The organism is Sphingobacterium kyonggiense (assembly GCF_039536825.1).
GTDB lineage: Bacteria > Bacteroidota > Bacteroidia > Sphingobacteriales > Sphingobacteriaceae > Sphingobacterium > Sphingobacterium kyonggiense.
This window is the reverse complement of the sequence record NZ_BAAAZI010000012.1, coordinates 350,255-371,932: the sequence shown is the minus strand read 5'-3', so window position 1 is coordinate 371,932 and position 21,678 is coordinate 350,255. Positions and strand designations below refer to the sequence as shown.

General features: G+C 38.7%; 16 protein-coding genes. 11 read left to right on the top strand and 5 right to left on the bottom strand.

The window, feature by feature from the left end; all coding sequences use genetic code 11:
* Nucleotide 1: 1 nt before the first annotated feature.
* Nucleotides 2-1,036 carry a ferrochelatase gene (gene hemH / locus ABD676_RS16255; RefSeq protein WP_344675794.1) on the bottom strand — a complete coding sequence of 345 codons (1,035 nt, stop codon included), beginning with the start codon at nt 1,034-1,036 and terminating at the stop codon, nt 2-4.
* A 94-nt stretch (nt 1,037-1,130) separates the two neighbouring features.
* Entirely contained in the window at nt 1,131-1,979 is an 849-nt protein-coding gene (locus tag ABD676_RS16250; RefSeq protein WP_344675793.1) for a 4-hydroxy-3-methylbut-2-enyl diphosphate reductase, read from the bottom strand.
* Between the two features lie 228 nt (nt 1,980-2,207).
* Between ABD676_RS16250 and ABD676_RS16245 the strand changes: the two genes are divergently transcribed.
* The 5 genes from ABD676_RS16245 to ABD676_RS16225 all read left to right on the top strand — a co-directional run bounded on the left by ABD676_RS16245 (nt 2,208) and on the right by ABD676_RS16225 (nt 11,443).
* A complete protein-coding gene (locus tag ABD676_RS16245; protein ID WP_344675792.1) occupies nt 2,208-6,107 on the top strand; it encodes a response regulator in 3,900 nt (1,299 codons plus the stop codon).
* Nucleotides 6,108-6,110: 3 nt separating this feature from the next.
* Complete coding sequence (locus ABD676_RS16240) at nt 6,111-6,470, top strand: response regulator transcription factor (protein ID WP_344675791.1); 360 nt, start codon at nt 6,111-6,113, stop codon at nt 6,468-6,470.
* Nucleotides 6,471-6,472: 2 nt separating this feature from the next.
* The gene (locus tag ABD676_RS16235; RefSeq protein ID WP_344675790.1) at nt 6,473-7,543 is read left to right on the top strand and encodes a hypothetical protein; all 1,071 of its coding nucleotides are present in this window, start codon (nt 6,473-6,475) and stop codon (nt 7,541-7,543) included.
* Nucleotides 7,536-10,940 carry a sulfatase-like hydrolase/transferase gene (locus ABD676_RS16230; protein WP_344675789.1) on the top strand — a complete coding sequence of 1,135 codons (3,405 nt, stop codon included), beginning with the start codon at nt 7,536-7,538 and terminating at the stop codon, nt 10,938-10,940. Before ABD676_RS16235 ends, ABD676_RS16230 begins: the two co-directional genes overlap by 8 nt.
* An 83-nt stretch (nt 10,941-11,023) precedes the next feature.
* Nucleotides 11,024-11,443: a nucleoside-diphosphate kinase gene (locus ABD676_RS16225; protein WP_344675788.1), complete on the top strand. Its 420-nt coding sequence runs from the start codon at nt 11,024-11,026 to the stop codon at nt 11,441-11,443.
* A 69-nt stretch (nt 11,444-11,512) separates the two neighbouring features.
* Here the strand turns inward: ABD676_RS16225 and ybeY are convergent, their stop codons facing one another.
* Nucleotides 11,513-11,947 (bottom strand): rRNA maturation RNase YbeY, encoded by a 435-nt coding sequence (gene ybeY, locus ABD676_RS16220; protein WP_344675787.1) that lies wholly within the window; start codon nt 11,945-11,947, stop codon nt 11,513-11,515.
* 1 nt (nt 11,948) lies between these two features.
* Nucleotides 11,949-12,362, bottom strand: a complete 414-nt coding sequence (gene ruvX, locus ABD676_RS16215) for a Holliday junction resolvase RuvX (RefSeq protein ID WP_344675786.1) — start codon at nt 12,360-12,362, stop codon at nt 11,949-11,951.
* 85 nt (nt 12,363-12,447) lie between these two features.
* Here ruvX and def point away from each other — a divergent pair, with 85 nt between their 5' ends.
* Nucleotides 12,448-13,662 carry a peptide deformylase gene (gene def, locus ABD676_RS16210; RefSeq protein WP_344675785.1) on the top strand — a complete coding sequence of 405 codons (1,215 nt, stop codon included), beginning with the start codon at nt 12,448-12,450 and terminating at the stop codon, nt 13,660-13,662.
* A gap of 783 nt (nt 13,663-14,445) precedes the next feature.
* On the opposite strand, the gene ABD676_RS16205 is transcribed toward def, so the two are convergent.
* Entirely contained in the window at nt 14,446-15,159 is a 714-nt protein-coding gene (locus tag ABD676_RS16205; protein WP_344675784.1) for a LuxR C-terminal-related transcriptional regulator, read from the bottom strand.
* Nucleotides 15,160-15,293: 134 nt separating this feature from the next.
* On the opposite strand from ABD676_RS16205, the gene ABD676_RS16200 reads away from it, so the two are divergent.
* From ABD676_RS16200 to ABD676_RS16180, 5 genes are all read left to right on the top strand, one after another.
* The gene (locus ABD676_RS16200) at nt 15,294-16,382 is read left to right on the top strand and encodes a family 43 glycosylhydrolase (protein WP_344675783.1); all 1,089 of its coding nucleotides are present in this window, start codon (nt 15,294-15,296) and stop codon (nt 16,380-16,382) included.
* A gap of 189 nt (nt 16,383-16,571) precedes the next feature.
* Complete coding sequence (locus tag ABD676_RS16195; protein ID WP_344675782.1) at nt 16,572-17,621, top strand: UDP-glucose--hexose-1-phosphate uridylyltransferase; 1,050 nt, start codon at nt 16,572-16,574, stop codon at nt 17,619-17,621.
* The gene (gene galK / locus ABD676_RS16190; protein WP_344675781.1) at nt 17,621-18,775 is read left to right on the top strand and encodes a galactokinase; all 1,155 of its coding nucleotides are present in this window, start codon (nt 17,621-17,623) and stop codon (nt 18,773-18,775) included. The genes ABD676_RS16195 and galK overlap by 1 nt, the downstream gene beginning before the upstream one ends.
* Before the next feature lie 21 nt (nt 18,776-18,796).
* Nucleotides 18,797-19,966, top strand: a complete 1,170-nt coding sequence (locus ABD676_RS16185; RefSeq protein WP_344675780.1) for an aldose epimerase family protein — start codon at nt 18,797-18,799, stop codon at nt 19,964-19,966.
* A gap of 1 nt (nt 19,967) precedes the next feature.
* Nucleotides 19,968-21,626 (top strand): sodium/sugar symporter, encoded by a 1,659-nt coding sequence (locus ABD676_RS16180; RefSeq protein WP_344675779.1) that lies wholly within the window; start codon nt 19,968-19,970, stop codon nt 21,624-21,626.
* Nucleotides 21,627-21,678 lie beyond the last annotated feature (52 nt).

Below are 21,678 nucleotides of genomic sequence, written 5' to 3'. Positions count from 1 at the left end.
GCTAATTTCCATTTTCCAACACCATCTTCTTCAATGCTTGTATCCATTTCGGATGTGTGTTCAAGCTTTCTACCATGTGGACCTCTTCACCGCCCATTTCTTTAAATTCATTGGCATACTCAACTTGGATTTCATCCAAGGTCTCAATACAATCCGCCACAAAAGCAGGTGAGAATACCAATAGTTTTTTCTTGCCCTCTTTAGCCAAGTTATGTAGTGTGTCCGAAGTATAAGGTTGTATCCAAGGGGTTTTTCCTAACCTCGATTGAAAACAGACCGAATATTTACCTTCGGGAATATTTAATTTTTTCACCAATGCCCGTGTTGTAGCATAACATTGCGATAAATAACAATATGGCTTAACATCTTGCTTACATGAATCACAACCAAAGTCTGGACAGGTCAACTGCTTGCTTGGATCTACTTTTCCTAACTGTCTAACCGGAAGACCGTGATAGCTGAATAAGAAATGATCATAAGACGCTAGATCATGCTTCTGCGCATTTTCTGCAAACACATCAATCATTAGTGGATCCTCACAATAACTACTAACGAATTGTAGCTTTGGAAAGTATTGCCAACTGCGCATAACTTCCATTACACGGTCAATAACCGAGCCTGAAGTTGCTGAAGCATATTGTGGGAATAAAGGGATAACGGTAAGCGACTCTAAAAACATGCCCTCTAGCTTCTTCATCGCTTTCGCAATAGAAGGTTCCTGATAGCGCATGGCCAATTCCACATGGTACTCTTCACCAAGAGACTCTTGTAATAAATCCCTTTGAATTTCGCTGTAATACATCAGCGGAGAGCCAGTTTCTTTGTCCCAGATGGTGGAATAGGTATGAGCGGACTTTGAAGCTCTACGAGGGACGATAATGCCTTTTACCAATAAGGTTCTCGATACATAAGGGATGTCCATTACGCGTGGATCCATTAAAAACTCGGTAAGATATTTCCGCACTTCACTAGTGTTTGGTGCATTAGGCGTTCCAAGTTGCACCAACAGCACAGCCTTTTTAGCTTTTTTACTCATACTAAATACAAAAGTAATATATTATTTACAGCTTAATTGTCTAAAGCCTTGATTTCAAGGCCTGGTATAGGTTATTTTTAAATTCGGATGACTATTAATAGGATTCTATAGCTTCTTTTACCTTTTTCATTAACCACATAGGGGTAGAAGTGGCACCACATATCCCCACCGTTTCATTTTCCGCAAATAGATTTTCAGATAATTCTGCCGGATCAGAAATAAAATACGTGTTTGGGTTGACCTGTTTACAAACATCGAATAAGACTTTGCCATTAGAAGATTTCTTTCCGGAAACAAATACAATCTTATCGTATTGTTTAGCAAAGCTTTCCAAATCTTCGTAACGATTGGATACTTGACGGCAGATGGTGTCATTGGCTTTGACCTCATAACCACGTTTCAATAGCTCATCTTTAATGGCATAAAAACGATCTACACTTTTCGTTGTTTGGCTATATAGCGTGAATTTAGCTGGGAGTTCGACATGATCAAGCTCTTCCAGATCTTGAAAAACTAGTGCTTCATTGTTGGTTTGTCCTTGCAGTCCAATAACCTCCGCATGCCCATGTTTTCCGAAAATTAAGATCTTCTCCTCATCATCATGAGAGGTCTTAATTCTATTCTGAAGTTTCAGTACAACGGGGCAAGAAGCGTCGATTAGCGTGATGTTGTTTTCAAGGGCTATTTTATATGTTTCAGGAGCTTCACCATGAGCACGGATCAATACTTTCTCATTTTGTAATCCCTGTAAATCAGCATGAGCAATGATGCGTAATCCTTTGGCTTTCAGTCGAGCAACTTCTTCATCGTTGTGAACAATGTCACCTAGACAATACAGGTAGCCCTCTTGATCTAGGATTTCCTCAGCCATATCAATGGCATATACCACACCAAAGCAAAAGCCGGAGTCCTTATCGATTGTAACTTGCAAATTCATAGCCATAACACAAAGGTAAGCATTTAGATGAGATCATGAATCATGCAACTCGCATTGAATAATTTTGTCTTTTCTATGACATGGATTTTGTCCTTTTACTATCCTCAATCTCAAAAAAAGTACACTATACTCTCATAATTGTACTTAAAGTTAAAATAGTTTTTATTGAAACATTTTAGTTCAGAATATACGTATATTCACCATAATTACATTTTAGCTACCAGAAAAACACCTATGGAATTTCAACCTGTTCCCCAAAACGAGGCTGACCGTCTTGATGCATTATATAATTTCGGTTTGATCGGATTAGGCAAAATGCCCGATTTGGATGTTTTTGCTGAATTGGCATGTCAGTTAACAGGTAGTCCATCGAGTATTATTGCTATCATGGAAGAAGATACGCAGCGAATTCAAAGCTGTGTGGGTTTCGATTTGGAGACTGTTGAACGTAGAAATACAGTTTGTCAATATACGCTGATGAGTACTGACCCATTGATGATACCCGATACATTTGTGGATGACCGGACTCGTCATAATCCCTTAATCCAAGCAGGTCATATACAATTTTATGCGGGTGTTGCCTTGTTTGATGAGCTTGGACATGCCTTAGGAACACTCTGTGTGGTCGATTATGAAGCAAAAGAACTTAGCCCTGAACAATTAATTTCCTTACAAAAACTTGGTGATTCAGTTGTTTCCGTGCTCCTGGCAAAGCGCCGATTATTACAGGCCAACTATTTTCAAGAAATACTTTCCGTAACACAGAATATGATCTGTGTATTGGACAATGAAAATCGCATTAAGCAAGTAAATCCAGCTTTTGCAAATCTTATGGAGCACAGCATTCCAGAATGCGTTGGCCTGGAATTTACAGAACTATTGAAGATTAAAAACAGCAAACTCCTTCAGAAAATAAATACGGTTAGGGATAATAAACAAGGTGTTCAGTTAAAGACAAAAACGAAGCTTTCATCTGAAGAGGAAATCATCATAGATTGGTATCTAAAGCCTGATCCCCTGCACCAGGAGATATTTGCCTTTGGAAGGAATATTACCCAAGAAAATGCAGAGAAAGTAAAATTAGAGCTTTCTGAACAGAAATTTAGAAACTTCTTCGAAAATGGCATGGGCTTGATGAGCATGCATGACTTGAATGGAAATATCCTGGAGGTCAATAAGAAAGGAAGGGAAACCTTAGGCTATGACGCTGATGAGGTACATCAGCTGAATTTACGTAATCTAGTTCCAGAGGCCAATAAGAGTTTGGTAGACCCTTACCTTGACCGCATTCGCGAGAATGGTGAAGATAGTGGCATGATGGTGTTAGAAAGTAGGCAAGGACAAAGTATCTATTGGCTATACAATAACTTCTTAGAGCAGGATTCTAATGGTAGACCTTATGTCATGAGCTCGGCTTCCAATCTTACGGACCGCATATTGTTGGAGAAAGATCTCCTACAAACGAAACAGCTACTGGAACAAACGAACTCTGTAGCTCAAGTAGGTGGTTGGGAGGCCGATTTGAGGAATAACACCCTGTTTTGGTCTGATTCGACTAAAATTATTCATGGGGTACCAATGGATTTTATTCCCGACATGGACAATGCCTTTAGCTTCTATGATGAGAAAACAACGGTCTTAATTAAAGATCGCTTTAAACAAGCTATTAAATCAGGTAAACCTTATGATTTGGAGCTAAGACTTCTCAAAGGAAATGGCGAGTTAATCTGGGTTCGTATCAAGGGAATACCAGAAATAGTAGATGGTCAATGCACGCGTGTCTTTGGAATCATACAAGATATAGAGCAAAGTAAGCAGATGTATCTGGAATTGCAAATGAAGGAAGCCATGTTGCAGACCTTCGTCAAATATGTTCCAGCTGCGGTAGCCATGTTTGATAATCAATTGGATTATTTAGCAATCAGCCAACAATGGATAGATGAGTTTCATCAGGGTACTACCCAAGCACTTCCACTCAATCTTTATGAGCTTTTTCCTAATGTACCTGAGGAAAGAAAACAGATTTATGAACGTGCATTGCAAGGAATCCCTTACAAGAATAGCAATGAGCGTCTAAAAATTGATAGCCACGAGGAAGAACAGTATTTTAATTGGGAGGTAAGGCCTTGGCGATTAGCAGATGGATCAATTGGTGGTATAATTATTTTCACCCAAAATATCACAGAACAAGTTGCCTTTAATGAAGAACTTAAACAAGCCAAGGAATCGGCAGATTTAGCAAGTAAAGCAAAGTCAGAGTTTTTAGCCAATATGTCCCATGAAATCCGTACGCCATTAAATGGAGTAATAGGCTTTTCAGACTTGTTGATGAAAACCCCTTTAAATGAACTGCAGCAACAATACTTAACCTATGTTCATGAATCAGGTACCAATCTACTGGCCATTATCAATGATATCCTTGACTTCTCAAAAATAGAGTCTGGGAAATTGGAATTTTATGTCGACCGCTTTGACCCATATGAATTGGTTAACCAAGTGATCCACGTTATTCTTTACCAGGCACAGAACAAAGAGATTGAGCTTTTATTGAATATTGCACCAGGCTTACCAGCATTTATATATGTTGATGAAAGTAGAATAAAGCAGATCTTAATTAACCTCCTAGGCAATGCGGTGAAGTTTACCGATACGGGTGAAATTGAATTGCAGGTTGAACAGATTGGTATTAATGAGGAATCTGTAAAATTACGTTTTTCGGTACGTGATACCGGGATTGGTATTCCTAAGGAAAAACAACAAAGGATATTTGATGCATTTACCCAAGAGGATAGTTCAGTAAGTAAAAGATACGGCGGAACCGGGTTGGGATTGACCATCTCTAACAACATCCTTCGCTATATGGGCAGTAAGCTAGCTTTAAAGAGTGAGGTAGGAGTTGGTTCTACTTTCTCCTTTGAAATTGAAGTCCCTTATGAATCATCTGTAGAGTATTCCGATACCTTACAAGTACAACGGGTTTTAATTGTTGATGACAATAAGAATAACCGCATGATCTTGGAACATATGATGGCCTATAAGGGTGTAGAATCTGTTTCCTTAGAGAATGGCTATCAGGCACTACAATTATTGGCTAAAGGAGAGCAATTTGATGCTATTTTAATGGACTATAGAATGCCCATTCTTTCCGGTTTAGAAACCATTGAAAAAATAAGGGAACTTTATCATAATGAAGGGTCTAAGGTGCCAACCTTAGTACTACACAGCTCTTCAGAAGATCGAGAAAAAATAGGCGGATTCTGTCAGGAGCCAAATTGCCATTGTTTGGCAAAACCAATTATCTCTGAAGAGTTATACCGCATTTTCAGCCATCCAAATGCTCCAACAAAAATAGAGGAAGTCCCTGAAGAAATAAGTTTAGCCGAGGAGGATTTCGGTCAGGAAGCTTTTAATATTCTATTAGCGGATGATAACACTGTAAATATGGCGCTAAACGTTCGTTTAATCGAACAACTATTGCCTGCATGTACTACCATGGCTGTTGAAAATGGTTTGGAGGCTGTTGATGCCTGTACAAAAGAACAGTTTGATCTCATCCTTATGGATATTCAAATGCCAATCATGGACGGTTTGGAAGCAACCCGCAAGATCAGGAAACTTTCAGGTTATGTGGATGTTCCTATCATAGGGATAACGGCCGGGAATGTGTTAGGGGAACGGGAGAAAAGTCTTGAAGCCGGTATGAACGATTTCCTAACAAAACCTATAAAAAGAGCGGAATTTAAAAAAGCCATTAAACAGCTGCTGAATGGTGTATACTCTAAACCTAAGGAAGAAATATTAGAGGTTATCCATTTGGATATGGACGTTATGGATCAGGCCACTGATGGTGATCCAGAATTCAAGCAACAGTTTATTGGGTTGATTTTAAATGAGCTAAATGAGCAAGCAGCACATTTAAATGCGCAAGTGAAGCAAAAGGATGCCGAGGAAATTAAACGCCTGCTTCACAAGCTCAAAGGCACATCCAGTAGTGCTGGACTTGGTGAACTGAATAGATTAACAGCTGCATTGGAAAGTAAGTTCCTCCAGGGTGAGGAAGATTATGCTGCATTGCCAGCTCTACAGAAAGAAATAGACTTATTAATAACATTATTTAAAGCATTAAAAGATTAAAAGATGGTGGTGTTGATAGCGGAGGATGATGAATTAATCCTTCAAACTATAGCTCATAAACTAAAAAAAGAAGGATTTGAAGTCATATTGACGAGAAATGGCTTGGAAGCATTATCGCTGATACAAGCTGGAGGAATCGACTTGATTATTAGTGATATTATGATGCCCTTCGCTTCTGGGATTGAACTCTTGGCAGAGGTTAAAAGATTAACAAATCCAATTCCTATCCTCATGCTTTCTAGCATGGGGCAAGAGAATATTGTTTTAGAGGCTTTTGAACTGGGAGCATCGGATTTTATGATTAAACCATTCAGCCCAAATGAATTAATAATTCGGGTAAATCGACTGATCGCGAAAGGGTAAGTATGCTTGCGACATTAACCTTACATGAGTTGCTATTGGGAATCTTGGTCAGTTTGATCTTGATTTTCCTCTTTATCATCGGTTTGCTGTTATACAGTTTTCGGGAATATCGCAGTCATGCGAATAGACAACAATGGAAGGAGCAGATTGAAGCTTATTTATTGGAGCAACTGATGCTAGGGCCTGTAGATGAACTTCAGCTTGATTCTAAGCTGCAAGCTTTAATGCGACAAGAGAATTTCAGGAGATTTTTTCTAGGCTTATTGATTGCCTCAGAGCGAAAGTTCTCTGGGGCTGCCATACAAACATTATTAAAAATCTATGATGGCTATAGTTTGGATCAAGAAGCTTATAATCTATTGAGAAGCCGTTCTTCTCATTTGATAGCGCGTGGAATACAGGCATTAACAGTGATGCAGGATCGTCAAGCACTTCCAGAAATAGAACAGAAGATTAACCATTACCATCCACAGGTTGTGCAAGAAGTACAATACGCCATGGTATCATTTAAAGGCTTTGATGGACTGGCATTTATGGACCAGTTAGATTCTGTGCTTTCTGATTGGCAGCAATTGCGCATTTTGAATTCCATTACTGCACTCCCAACAGATGGGATAGATCGACTCCGCAGTTGGTTGAATAGCAGCAATGAATCGGGGCAGGTATTATGCTTGAAGCTTATTCGAAAATTTCAATTGCTTGCCCTACATGAAGATCTTTTTACGCTTTTAGGTACAGGATCTGCAAAATTACATGAGGAGGTCATCAAAACCATCTTTAGTATTGAACAATCGTATAGCTCTACTCGATTATTAGCTTACTTCCATCAGGCCAATAAACGAGAGCAACTGGCGATTATGACAGGATTAGGAGACAGTAGAGCACTAGACCAAATAAGTTTCTTAAAACAGCAGTTGACACAAAATACTGATGAAAGTCTAAAAATCAAATCCGTTGAAACTTTAGTCACACTCGGGCAAATGAATTATCTTTTTGAATTGCAGAGACAATTACATCTGGAAGATCCAACATTACACATTTTAAATCACACGTTACAGCATAAATATGAATGATGTTTTAAAGATTATTTACGATATCATTATTTGGTTATTTTTACTTTATTCGATAGGCATTTTTAGTGTATACACTTGGATAGCCCTATTCTCTTTTGGTGCTGTACGCCGATATAAGCAAGGCAATATTTTTACGGATTATTCCATCATTGCATCGGATCCGAATGCTCCTAGTTTTAGTATTATTGCGCCGGCATACAATGAAGGAATGACCATTGTGGAGAATGTGAGATCCTTATTATCCATCTACTACCATAAATTGGAAATCATCATTGTCAATGATGGCTCAAAGGACGATTCCATCGCTCGATTGGTGGAAGCCTATCAGTTGGAAAAAGTTAATTATCTAATACCTGGAGGAATTCCAACAAAGGATATTAAGCAAGTCTATAAGAGTAAAAATCCAGCATTCCGAAAACTTATCGTAGTGGATAAAGTCAATGGAGGGAAGGCTGATGCACTTAATGTTGGGATTAATGTTTCTAAATGTGACTATTTGGTTTGTATTGATGTAGATTGTATCATCGAGCAAGATGCGGTCCTTAAGCTTGCCAAACCATTCATGGAACAAAAAGACAAGCGATTGATTGCTTGTGGTGGGGTTATTCGATTAGCTAATAATTGTAAAGTTTCGCATGGTAAAGTTGTGGAAGTTCAACTTCCTAGAACCCTTTTAGGTCGCAGTCAAGCTTTGGAATATATTCGAGCCTTTGTATTGGGACGAATGGCTTGGTCAAGAGCCAGTGGTTTGATCTTGATCTCTGGTGCTTTTGGTGCTTTTGATAAAGAGATTGTCTTGGCTTGTGGTGGATATGATTCAGCAACTGTTGGCGAGGATATGGAGCTTGTCGTACGCATGCGAAGGTATATGACCGAAAATGGACTGGATCATCAGGTGATAACGATTCCTGATCCACTCTGTTGGACCGAAGTCCCTGAGGATAAAGAAATCCTCCGGAAGCAAAGAAATAGATGGATGAGGGGAACTATGGAGACACTGTGGAAACATAGGAAACTGCTGTTCAATCCGAAATATGGAAAATTGGGCATGGTCAGTTTGCCCTATTGGTTTTTCTTCGAATTCTTAGGCCCCTTAATTGAGTTTCTCGGTTATATCGTCTTTTGGTTATTCGTGCTGTTCGGTATTCTAAATTGGCCATTCTTTTTTGCCCTCTGGGCTTTGGTAATCTTTTCAAGTGTCTTGTATTCTGTCTATGCGGTATTTGTGGATATCATGAGCCAACAGGTGTATTCGAAGCAAAAGGACTTAGGAAGATTGATTTTAACAGCTGTAGTTGAACCATTCTATTTTCATCCCTTAGTGGTCTTTGCTGGGCTTAAGGGGATGCTCGATTATTTCCGTAAGCAACAAGGTTGGGGAGAAATGGTTCGTCAAGGATTTTCACCAAACGAGGAAATGAGCCTTAAGGAGCGAGCGAAAGCTTATGCTGCTTACCTACTCAAGCACTTTGCTCCGGTAGCAACTGTATTCCTGATTTTAACTTTCCTAATCAGCGGTATGGAGTGGTTGCTCTATTCAGGGGCTGCTAAAGATCTTCAACGGTTTCAAGCATTCTTATTAGTACTTGGCAATAACCTCTTATTCGGTTTTTCATTTTTACTTCTATTTGGATTCCTGTATTTCTTGGTTTCCTTCTTAAATGAATTTCTTGCCAAGATTATACTGAATGTTTTGGTAACAGCTTTTGTGATTGCACAGGTGTTATTAGCCTTTTATTTTGCTACCTCTAGAAATTTATTGGGAATTGATCTGTTTTATTATTCCAAAGAAGAGTTAATCCATATCCTGGAGGCTAGTGGCGTATGGAATTGGATGACTATAACAGCATTAGTAGTAGGAATTGGCTTATTGTACTTTTCCATTAATTGGCTAAGTAAAAAATGGAAAGGCTCTGTGCCTTTTGCTATTGGTCTTCTTTTAATAGGTCTACTTTCTATTGGTTTTTTATCTTTTTCAGGAGAATTTAGATCATCCAAGACCGATGATTTTGCTGAGTCTGCCGCTAGGAGTAAAATAGGCTATTTTTTCAATCGAAATACAGAATTATTAATCTCAGAGGTCAAAGAGAACTTCTTTGACGGAGATGATCAAACTAATGTACTTTCTTCAGATTATCCATTTTTACAAGAGGAAAAAACAGAGGATTATTTAGGACCTTTTTTCCATAAGGCGAATCAAACACCCAATTTGGTGTTTCTAATCATTGAAGGATTGGGAAATGCCTACAGCAATCCAAAGGGATATATTGGTGATTTCACACCATTTCTCAGTAGTCTAAAAGATAGTTCATTAGTATGGGATCAGAATCTAAGTTCCTCTGGTCGAACTTTCTCTGTATTGCCTACCATCTTAGGTTCCCTTCCTTTTGGTAAGTCCGGATTCCTAGAACAATCTACTTATCCTGAAAACTTTAATTTAGTCAATATCCTAGGCAGTCAGGGATTCAGCACAGCCTTCTTTTATGGAGGTAATGCCTCCTTTGACTTTATGAGTAATTTCCTGGAGGCAAGCCAAATAGATAATATAACGGAAGAGGCTAATTTCCCGAAGTCCTATCGAAAATTACCATCGGGAACAGGAGAAAGTTGGGGATATGAGGATCAAGCGGTTTTTGATATGTTGTCCAAGGCTAATCTTCCTGCTGGTAAACCTTATTTCCATGTTGCTTTAACCCTTTCAACGCATAATCCATTTCTGATTAATGATGCCCCAAAATTCGAGGCCATGTATGATCAAAGACTCCAAACAGCTAAACTGAGTAAGGAACAGCGTGCTTTTGCATTGGAGAATAAAAAACAATTGGTATCTGTTCTCAACTTTGACAATGCTCTTCAAAATTTCTTTGAAGCCTATAAGAAACGTCCTGATTTTGCCAATACCATCTTTGTGATAACTGGTGATCATAGTATGCCTGAAATTCCATTGCAGAGTAAAATTGACAGATTTCATGTTCCCTTGGTCATCTACTCACCATTACTTAAAACAAAACGGAGATTTCCCCAATTGGTCAGTCACTTTGATGTAGCACCAAGCTTATTGGCTTTTTACCGTAATAACTACGGCTTAAAAACACCGTCACAAGTTACATGGATAGGCAAGGGCTTAGGCATTGGTGCAGGTAAAAAGGGAATGGGTATACCGATGATGCAAAGTAAGTCGCAACAAATTGATTTTGTATATACAGATATACATGTTCATGAAAAACAAGCTTATCTTTTAAGTAAGGAATTGGAGGAAGATCTTCTTCCTCAGGCTGATGCAGGAAAGGATGCTAAGGATAGATTTACGCAATTCCAATCTTATAACAATCAATTTATTCGATTAAAAAAATTGATGCCTGATAGTGTCTATCGGCAATATTTCCCTTCAAAATAGCGGAAACTCTTGATGCTTTATTTCAAGAGATTTCTGAAAATTGATAGATATGATTACATTTGCAAAAAATTTTTTTAAGAAACATGGCAACTAACAGAACTTTTACGATGATTAAGCCGGATGCGGTAGCAAATGGCCACATTGGTGCTATTTTAAACGACATTATTGCTGGCGGATTTAAAATCGTTGCAATGAAGTACATTCAATTGAGCAACGAAAATGCGGGTAATTTTTATGCAGTGCACAAAGAGCGTCCTTTCTATGGAGATTTAGTAAACTTCATGACTTCAGGACCTATCGTTGCAGCAATCTTAGAAAAAGACAATGCAGTGGAAGATTTCCGTGCCTTAATCGGTGCTACTGATCCTGCAAAAGCTGAAGAAGGAACTATCCGTAACAAATATGCGAAGTCTATTGACGCAAATGCTATTCACGGATCTGACTCTGATGAGAATGCAGAAATCGAAGGTAACTTCTTCTTCTCTCAATTCGAACGTTTCTAAGCCTTAAAGGCAAAAAAAGCATATAAAAAAGGCGATTCAAAGAATGAATCGCCTTTTTTATGGTTAGTCCTAGAAGGATCTTTTCCCTAAATAATAATTCTCCATCTCGGTCATTCGGGTCTTATCTTCCTTTTTCTTATCATAGTAGCCGCATAAATGCAAAACCCCATGAATAATCACACGGTGTAATTCATCCCGTTCACTAACATTAAACTTGGATGCATTTTCTTGAATACGTTCTATCGAAATAAATATATCGCCCGCAATGCTATCCTCCGTTTCGGAAGAATCAAATGTTACAATGTCCGTATAGGTATCGTGATTAAGATACTGCTTGTTGATCTCTAATAGATAACTGTCGGAACAAAGGACAAAGCTAAGTTCACCAATACGATTAAAACCTTCTGCTTTGATGGTCTCCCCAATCCAGGTTCTCAGTTTTTGCTTCTCTTTAATATTGAAGTCTATATCTTCAGTGAAGAATTGAATGTCTTTTAATGCCATATTAAAATGCTTTACTTTCCAGGTAAGATTGTAGGATAATGGTTGCTGAAACCGTGTCGATTAACTTCTTGTCTTGTCGCTTGTTTTTCTTTACTCCCGACTCAATTATGACTCTTGAAGCCATTTTAGAAGTGAATCGTTCATCAACTTCCACCACATTAATCTGGGGATAGGTTTTTCTTAATTTGCGGACAAAACCAACGATATGTTGGTCAGATTGAGAAGGGGTGCCATCCATCTGCCGAGGTTTACCAACGACAAAAGTTTCTATTCCCTCTGTTTTCATGTACTCCGTTAAGAAGTCCCAAACCTCTGTGGGATGTATGGTCGTTAGGGAAGTCGCTATAATCTGCAAAGGGTCTGTCACCGCAATGCCCATACGCTTAGTCCCATAATCAAATGCCATTATTCTCATCTTTTTCCGCTTTCAGACAAAAATACGATTAAACTTAGAACTCTCCCATTTCAAACCATTCAAAAAAACAATACATTTGAGTATCATGAAAAACGTTTTGATAACCATGGGTATTGTACTGCTATTCATCTGTAGCAGTAAGGTACAAGCTCAAGATTATTCCGCCGAATTATTGGCACATCGTAAGCAAGCTGCCACAGCTTTTACTAAGGACGAATTTGGACCATTGCGGAAGAATCAAATTGCTTATTTGAACTACTTTGCCCCGAATGCTAATTATAAGGTTCAGGCTGAAGTAGAACTGCTTTTCAATGAGCCGAGCTTCCGTATGCCTACTTACGATGGTACATCCAACGAGTATAAACGTTATGCCCTGCTTCATTTCAAACTGTTTGGTAAGGAATATAAGTTGACTGCTTATCAAAGTGTGGCATTATTTCAAAATCCCATCTACAAAGACCATTTGTTTCTTCCGTTTATGGATCTGACCAATGGAAAGAGTACTTATGAAGGCGGAAGATACATCGATCTAAAAAGCAGCAACATAGAGAATGGTAAATTGACTATTGATTTCAATTATGCTTATAACCCCTATTGTGCTTATAGCAACGGTTACCGTTGTCCGCAGCCACCTCAAGAGAACAACTTGAACGTATCAATAGAAGCAGGAGAACAAAAGTACAATGGACCTAAAAACGAAAGACCAGTGAATAAAGAAAATATGAAAGGATTTAATGATGATGAAAAGAAGATCATTCAATCTGGCAATAAAGAACAGATCATGCATGTTTTTCAAACAACCAATGAACAAGAATTGGCTGTTTTAAAGAAAACTTCACAGGATATCAAGCATGATGATCCTTTGCTGCAATTGTTGGCAGATCGCATGCTACGAACGGTACAAGATCCGGAATATAAGGGTGTTGGAATTGCTGCCCCACAGGTCGGTATCAATAAAAATGCAATATGGGTACAGCGCTTTGATAAAGCAAATGAACCCTTTGAATTTTATATCAACCCGAAGATACTTTGGCGATCCAAACTACAACGCATTGGCCCGGAAGGCTGTCTTTCTATTCCTGACCTTCGTCAGGAAGTTCCACGTAGCTACGCAATCCGTTTGCAATATACTGACCAACAAGGAAACATCATCGAAGAAAATATTGAAGGATTTACAGCTGTTATTTTCCAACATGAGGTAGACCACCTTTATGGAATCCTTTTCCCTGACCGTATTGTTGAAAAACCAACAGAAGAATTGAAACCTGTGACCATGTTTGAGAGGGGAGATGGTAGATAACAGACTTTGCAGGTCTATCTACTAAATACTATTTTTTTGAGGCGGGCAGACATTCCGCTGCGCTAAGTACTGCCCCTACGCGTGGGTGCTATTAAACGCCTAATATCGAGCCAACTAAATAGCACGTTAGGTAGGGGCGGTACTGAGAGAGCTTGAAGATAAGGGATTCATCCCGTTCAAAAGCGAACGGAATGTCCGCCCGTTTTTTGTTTTGAAAGAGAACAGAGTTCAGGCATCAGAAAGCAGAATTGCTTTAAAGATGTGTAGAAAGAATATTTTAGTGCGGTCGATGCATGCATCGACCCTACAAACAATCGTGATTTTATTATTTTTTATTACCCTTAACCGTAGGGTCGAAGCATGCTTCGACCGTTTCACATCCAATAAATTAACTATTCTGATTTGCATAGTTTATAGTTCACTCAGCAAGCTTCGTGATGACGGAGTCTTGAGGGGGAGTGAGATGAGACTCTTCACTTCGTTCTGAGTTGTAAAACCAATTTTTCTATTCCACCATTAGGTCTAAAATCTGTTGTCTTTTGTCTGTAGTCTCATCGTCTTTCCTAGGGGTTGGATTCGAGACTCTAACGGATCTCCTTCGGAACTTGTTCGGAACTCCTTCGGATCTCGTTCGGTTCCGACCGAACGAGATCCGAAGGAGATCCCTATCAAATCCTAAGAAATTCCTTAAGAGTCACGAAGCAATATGGAAGAAAATACAGAGAAAGGCAATGTCAATCCCTTAGGGAAATACTCCAATAAATAAGTCCTTAGACTACGATACTATTGGCCATCTACCAAATTAAACGCTATTGCAAACCGCATTAAATCAGCAAAGGAGTTACAATCTAGTTTCCGGATGATGTTTTTTCGATGGGTAGATACCGTATGGTTGGAGAGAAATAAAACATCTGCTATTTGTTTGTTGGATTTGCCATTGGCTAGTTGGCTGATGACCTCTTTTTCACGTTTGGTCAATTGGTTGAACTTCCAATAATTATCTTGAATATATTTGTCAAGTTCCAGTACCCGGTGCATACGTTCGGTAATATTATCAATTCCTTGGATAGGTGAAGACAGGAAAACTAGATTTTGTGCACTACCTTTTGAACCGTTGAAGGCCATTAATTTACAGACCGTATAGAACCAGGTATATTCTTTTTTGCCATATAGCTTTACCTGTTGAAAGAAGTTGAATTGTGTGCTAAAATCGCCGGTCATTAAATATTTCGCAATACCATCACGATGTAATGTTAATTCTTCAGCAATAAAGTATTTATCGTAATAGGATTCCCCCAGGGCATTGACTTCCTCAGCTGAAGAGCCAAGGTTTGAACAGCCCCATGCGTTCATGTAAAAACAGCCAATTGGCATAAGCCCATCTACATGATGAAGCATAAGTGATGCAGGAACGATATCTCCAATGTCCTGCAGATTAAGATTGCCGGATTTTATGCGATGCTCAATGCCGAAAAACTCCTTTTCAAGCAGATTCATGAGTTTGTTAAAATAAGGTCAGCTGAGATCAATAACTATCTTCAAGAGACCGGTTAATACTTTGGTTTATACTAAGATACTTATTTTTTTATTAACTTGCTTAGACTAAGAAATTAATAGTCAGCTTTAAACCTATGAAAACCGAACAATATGATGCGCCTGTATGGCTAATTAGCCTATGTATACCCCTGATTATATTCTGTGCTTCTTGTGCAGGAATAAATAAAACTCAACAAGCCGCAACAAGTTCAACTACTTATTTCAATAATCCGGTATTTGCTACCGCTCTAGCTGATCCTACTGTCATTCGAGATCCAAAAAGTAAACTCTTCTATGCTTATGGCACGCAAGTCAATTGGGGAGATGATCAAGGAATTCGGTTTGTTCCCATCTTGGAATCTATAGATATGCTTAATTGGAAATACGTGGGTTCTGCGTTTTCGGATAAGCCAACATGGAAAAAGGCAGGTAGTATATGGGCGCCGGATATTAACTTATTGAATGGACGCTATTACCTTTATTATTCCATGTCTACCTGGGGAGACCCAAATCCAGGGATTGGTTTGGCAATTGCCGACAAGCCGAATGGGCCATTTATAGATCAAGGAAAATTGTTCGATTCCAAAGGAATAGATGTGCCCAACTCTATCGACCCTTTCTTTATTCAGGATAATGGAAAGAATTATCTTTTTTGGGGCTCTTTTGATCATTCCAATAAACAGGGAACCTTTGCTGTAGAATTGACAAAGGATGGTAAATCTTTAAAATCTAAGCATAAAACAAAAATAGCAGCTGGTGATTTTGAGGCTGTAACTATTTATAAAAAACAAGACTACTATTATTTCTTTGGTTCAAAAGGTTCTTGTTGTGAAGGTGAAAAGAGCCAGTACCATGTATTAGTGGCACGTTCAAAAGAACTATTAGGGCCTTATTTGGATAAGGATGCAAAGGATATCCGAGAACGAGGAAATGGCACATTAGTCTTGGCAGGTAACAGTGAAATAGCTGGACCCGGACATACTTCTGCTGTGGTTTTAGACGATAAAGGAAAAGAGTGGATCTATTACCATGCGATAGAAAAGAAGCAACCTCGTATCGGAAATAAAACCAATCGAAGAATTCTCTTTTTAGATGAATTACAGTGGATAGATGGCTGGCCAAGAATAGGCCCCGGAACTGCAAACCTTAAACCTATTACGAAACCTACTGTAATTACTAGGTAATTGATCGCGATATATAAATTCATCAATAAACCTTGATAGCATCTTCTTTGCGTATGGAATAAATGTTTAGCAAACAATCGATTGTTTTAGATAAAGGACGAAAATAACGTGTTAAAAGTACACCTCTTTGCTTTTTAACTACAATTGGATTCGTATATTAGAGCACCTAAATTAATATAATCGCACGCTATGTTCGCTATAAATGACGTACCGCATACTAGATTGAATTTACTAACTGGTGAACGGGTATTGGTTTCTCCACATCGGAGTAAGCGTCCTTGGCAGGGACAGGTGGAAGACCTTGCGCCGGATAACCGACCAGAATATGATCCGAAGTGCTACTTATGTCCAGGAAATGGACGTGCAGATGGTGATCAGAATCCAAAATACACGGAGCCTTTTGTTTTTGTAAACGACTTTTCAGCCTTGTTAAAGGATAGTCCCGATGGACAAATCAATGTAGATAACCTTTTGATCGCTGAGACAGAACGAGGAATCTGTAAGGTAATTGCTTTTTCTCCTCGTCATGACCTCACTTTACCAGAGATGAGCATTGCAGATCTTAAATTGGTGGTTGAGGTTTGGAAGTCGGAGTTTCAAGAATTGGCGGCAATTCCATGGATAAACTATATTCAGATTTTTGAAAATAAGGGTGCTATTATGGGATGTAGTAACCCGCATCCGCATGGTCAGATATGGGCACAAAACACCTTGCCCGTAGAGATCGAAAAAGAGGATCAGCAACAAAAGATTTATTTTTATAAACATGGAAAATCCATCTTATCAGATTATTTGGATACGGAATTGCGTGAAAAGACACGTGTAATTATTGATAATGAGCATTTTGTAGCCTTAGTCCCTTTTTGGGCAGCATGGCCCTATGAAACGATGATCATCAGCAAGAGACAGATTACAAATATTGCTGAATTCACTGAAGAGGAATGCGAAGATTTAGCAAAAACACTAAAGGAGTTAACTACGCGTTACGACAATATTTTTAACACTTCATTTCCGTATTCAGCAGGTATGCATCAAGCACCTGTAAACTTAGGCGAACAAGCACATTGGCATTGGCACATGCATTTTTATCCGCCCTTGCTTCGTTCGGCAACCGTAAAGAAATTTATGGTTGGATATGAAATGTTAGCCAATCCTCAACGCGATATTACAGCAGAGATGGCAGCTGAAACCATCAGAAATCAATCAACTATACATTATAAAGAAGGAGCTAACCGTTAATGGAAAGACAACAATTAAGCGATCAATTCAAAGCTATTTATCATCAGGAACCCGACTTAGTCGTAAAATCACCTGGTCGTATTAATATTATTGGAGAGCATACGGATTATAATGAAGGATTTGTATTGCCAACAGCTATCGATAAAGCCATTTATGTTGCTCTGGGAAAACGTGATGATCAAGAAATCCATCTTTATGCTGCTGATTTTAAGGAATCGTATCATACGGACTTACAATCTTTAGCTCCAACCGATAAAGGTTGGCCAAATTATATATTAGGGGTTGTTAACCAACTTTTAGAAAGAGGTTTACCCTTAACCGGGTTTAATCTCTTTATTGATGGGGATGTGCCTCTAGGCGCTGGTCTATCTTCTTCTGCTGCAGTTGAGTGTGCAGTTGGGTATGGATTGAACAATTTATATGATCTTGGATTAGATCGCGTTGAAATAGCAAAAATTGGTCAATTGGCAGAGCATACCTATGCAGGGGTGAAATGTGGTATCATGGACCAGTTTGCATCTATTCTTAGTAAAGCGGGCAATGTAGTAAAACTGGATTGCCGAGATCTTTCCTATACCTATGTACCTTTAGAATTGGGCGATTATGAAGTGGTATTGCTTAACACGAATGTTAAACATTCTTTAGCATCTTCGGCATACAATGACCGTAGGCAGTCCTGTGAGACAGCCGTAGCTTTAATACAAGAAAAGTATCCTGAAGTTAATAGTTTGAGGGATGTGACTATGGAAATGCTTTTGGAATTGGTGAAACCAGTTAATGAAGACAGCTTCAATAAAGGCAAGTTTGTAATCGAAGAAAATGAGCGCTTAAATAAAGCTTGTGATGCTTTAATAGCTGGAGATATTCCCGCATTAGGAGAGCAATTATTCTTAGCCCACGATGCTTTAAGTAATGAATACGAAGTTTCCTGCAAGGAGTTAGATTTCTTGGTTGATCAAGCAAAAAAGAAGGACGAAGTAGTAGGTGCTCGAATGATGGGGGGCGGTTTTGGTGGTTGTACTATTAATATCGTGAAAAAAGGATATGGTAAACAGTGGGCAGACGAATTAGCCCCATTGTACCAAGAAGCTTTTGATTTGGAACTTACGCCGATTTTCGTCAAAACAGATAATGGCTCAGAATTAGTATATTAGTTTCTATTATAAACTAAAATTATGAAAAGAAGATTAACCTACCTATCTCTTTTTGCCCTGCTCTTGCCGTTTTTGGCATGTCAGCAGTCTACAAAGCAAAAGGAGTCAACAAACACTTCGGATTCTAATACAGTTACACTTGATTCAGTCGCATTTGGTGCTAATATTGATGGCAAGGCTGCTAAACTGTATCAAATCAAAAACAGTAATGGCGTGACAGCTTATCTAACTGAATTTGGTGCAAGGATTGTCGGTCTTTGGGTACCTGATCGATTAGGAACTTTAACAGATGTGGTACTAGGATTTAAGAATGTAGCTGATTATAATAATCCTGCTGAACCTTATTTCGGACCTATTGTAGGCCCATTTGGAAACAGAATTGCCAATGGAAAGTTTAGCCTAGATGGAAAAAGCTATTCGACGTCTGTGAACAATGGACCTAATACCTTACATGGTGGTGAAAAAGGTTTGCACTTTGTGCATTGGACAGCTAAGCAAGTAAATGATAAGGTAGTTTCATTTAGCTATACCCATCCAGATATGCAAGATGGATTCCCTGGAAACATCAAAATTGAGGTTGTCTACAGTTTGACAGATGACAATGAACTGCATATTAATTACCAAGCGGTTAGTGATAAGAAAACCGTGATTAATCTAACCAATCATGCTTATTTTAACTTGAATGGTGAAGGTTCAGGGTCAATTTTAAATCATGATCTTCGCATCTTTGCAGATCAGTACACACCTGTAGACAGCACGCTTATCCCTACAGGGGAGTTAGCAAGTGTGAAAGACACGCCTTTTGATTTTAATTTTCCAAAAACCATTGGTAAAGATATTGATCAGGATAATCAACAATTGGCTTATGGCAAGGGTTATGATCATAATTTCGTGTTAAATGGAACGAAGGTTGATGGTTTAAATCATGCAGCCACTTTAACAGGAGATCAGACGGGTATTATCATGGATATCTATACCCAGGAACCAGGTATACAGTTTTACAGTGGTAATTTTATGGGTGATAAAGTGACCTTAAAATCTGGAAAAACAGATAGCTTCCGTACGGCGGTTTGCTTAGAGCCACAACACTTCCCAGATTCCCCAAACCAACCGAATTTTCCCTCTACGATATTAAATCCTGGAGATACCTATAGCACAAAATCAATTTATAAATTTAGCACCATAAAATAGTATGGAAACCAAAGATTACATTGTATTTCTCTGTTACTTCGTTATTGTGGCGGGGTATGGGTTATACATCTACTACAAAAAGAAATCCGCTTCTGGCGACTCTAAAGATTACTTCCTTGCCGAAGGATCATTAACATGGTGGGCTATTGGCGCATCACTAATCGCATCTAATATCTCCGCGGAACAATTTATAGGGATGTCAGGCTCCGGATTTGATATCGGATTAGCTATTGCAACCTATGAGTGGATGGCCGCAGCTACCTTAATTGTTGTCGCTGTGTTCTTCTTGCCGGTGTACCTCAAGAACAAGATTTTTACCATGCCACAGTTCTTAAATGTGCGCTATAACGGTACGGTTTCTATGATTATGGCGGTGTTCTGGCTCTTGCTATATATCGTGGTGAATTTGACTTCCATTTTGTTCTTAGGAGCTCTTGCCGTTTCTTCTATCTCTGGATTGGATTTCCAGTTCTGTATGATTGGTTTGGCTGTATTTGCTATCATCATTACACTAGGGGGGATGAAGGTAATCGGATATACCGATGTTATTCAGGTATTCTTCTTAATCTTAGGTGGATTGGCAACAACCTACCTTGCTTTAGACTTAGTTTCCTCACATTTTGGTGGATCTGGCATTCTGGATGGTTTCAATATTGTTCATGAAAAAGCAAATGATCACTTCCATATGATTCTGAAGCCTGATAATGAAAACTACATCGATCTTCCAGGCTTAAGTGTTTTGATTGGTGGTATGTGGGTTATCAATTTAAGCTATTGGGGATGTAATCAATACATCACACAACGTGCTTTGGGAGCTGATCTTAGTACAGCACGTAATGGTTTATTATTTGCCGCAGTATTGAAGTTATTAATGCCATTAATCGTTGTATTGCCAGGTATTGCTGCTTTCGTTCTTTATAAAGATGGTAAATTTACCCAAGAAATGATGGCTGGTGGTGAACTTAATCCAGATAGAGCATATCCGGTATTATTAAACTTATTACCTACAGGATTGAAAGGTTTATCATTTGCTGCATTAACAGCTGCGGTAGTAGCTTCTTTAGCTGGAAAGGCCAATTCGGTGGCAACTATCTTCTCTTTGGATATCTATCAAAAAATATTCGATAAGAATGCTTCAGAGAAGAAATTGGTCAACGTAGGTAAAATCACCATTATAGTTTCTATGGTATTGGCAATCATTATTGCTCCACACTTAGGAATTGATAAAAAAGGTGGTTTCCAATATATTCAGGAATATACTGGTTTTGTTTCACCAGGTATCTTTGCGATGTTCCTTCTGGGATTCTTCTGGAAGAAAACAACATCCAATGCCGCTTTATTTGCAACCATTGGTGGTTTCTTGATGTCAATTGTTCTTAAATTCCTTCCGAAATTTATGGATCTATCTTTCTTGGCATCAACAGGCTTCTCCGTGCCGGTAAAAGGTGTTTATGAAATTCCATTTATTGACCGCGTAGGATTTGTATTCTTATTCTGTGTGATAGGTATGTACATTATTTCCATTTATGAGAATAAAAGAGGAGTGGTACCGAAAGGTCTCGAAGTGGACACTACTATGTTCAAAACAAAAACAAGCTTTGCTGTTGGAGCACTTATCGTGCTTGGTATTACAGCTGCCTTATACACCATATTCTGGTAAACAATAAAAAAACGGTCGGGAAACATAAATCCCCGACCGTTTTTATTTTGTG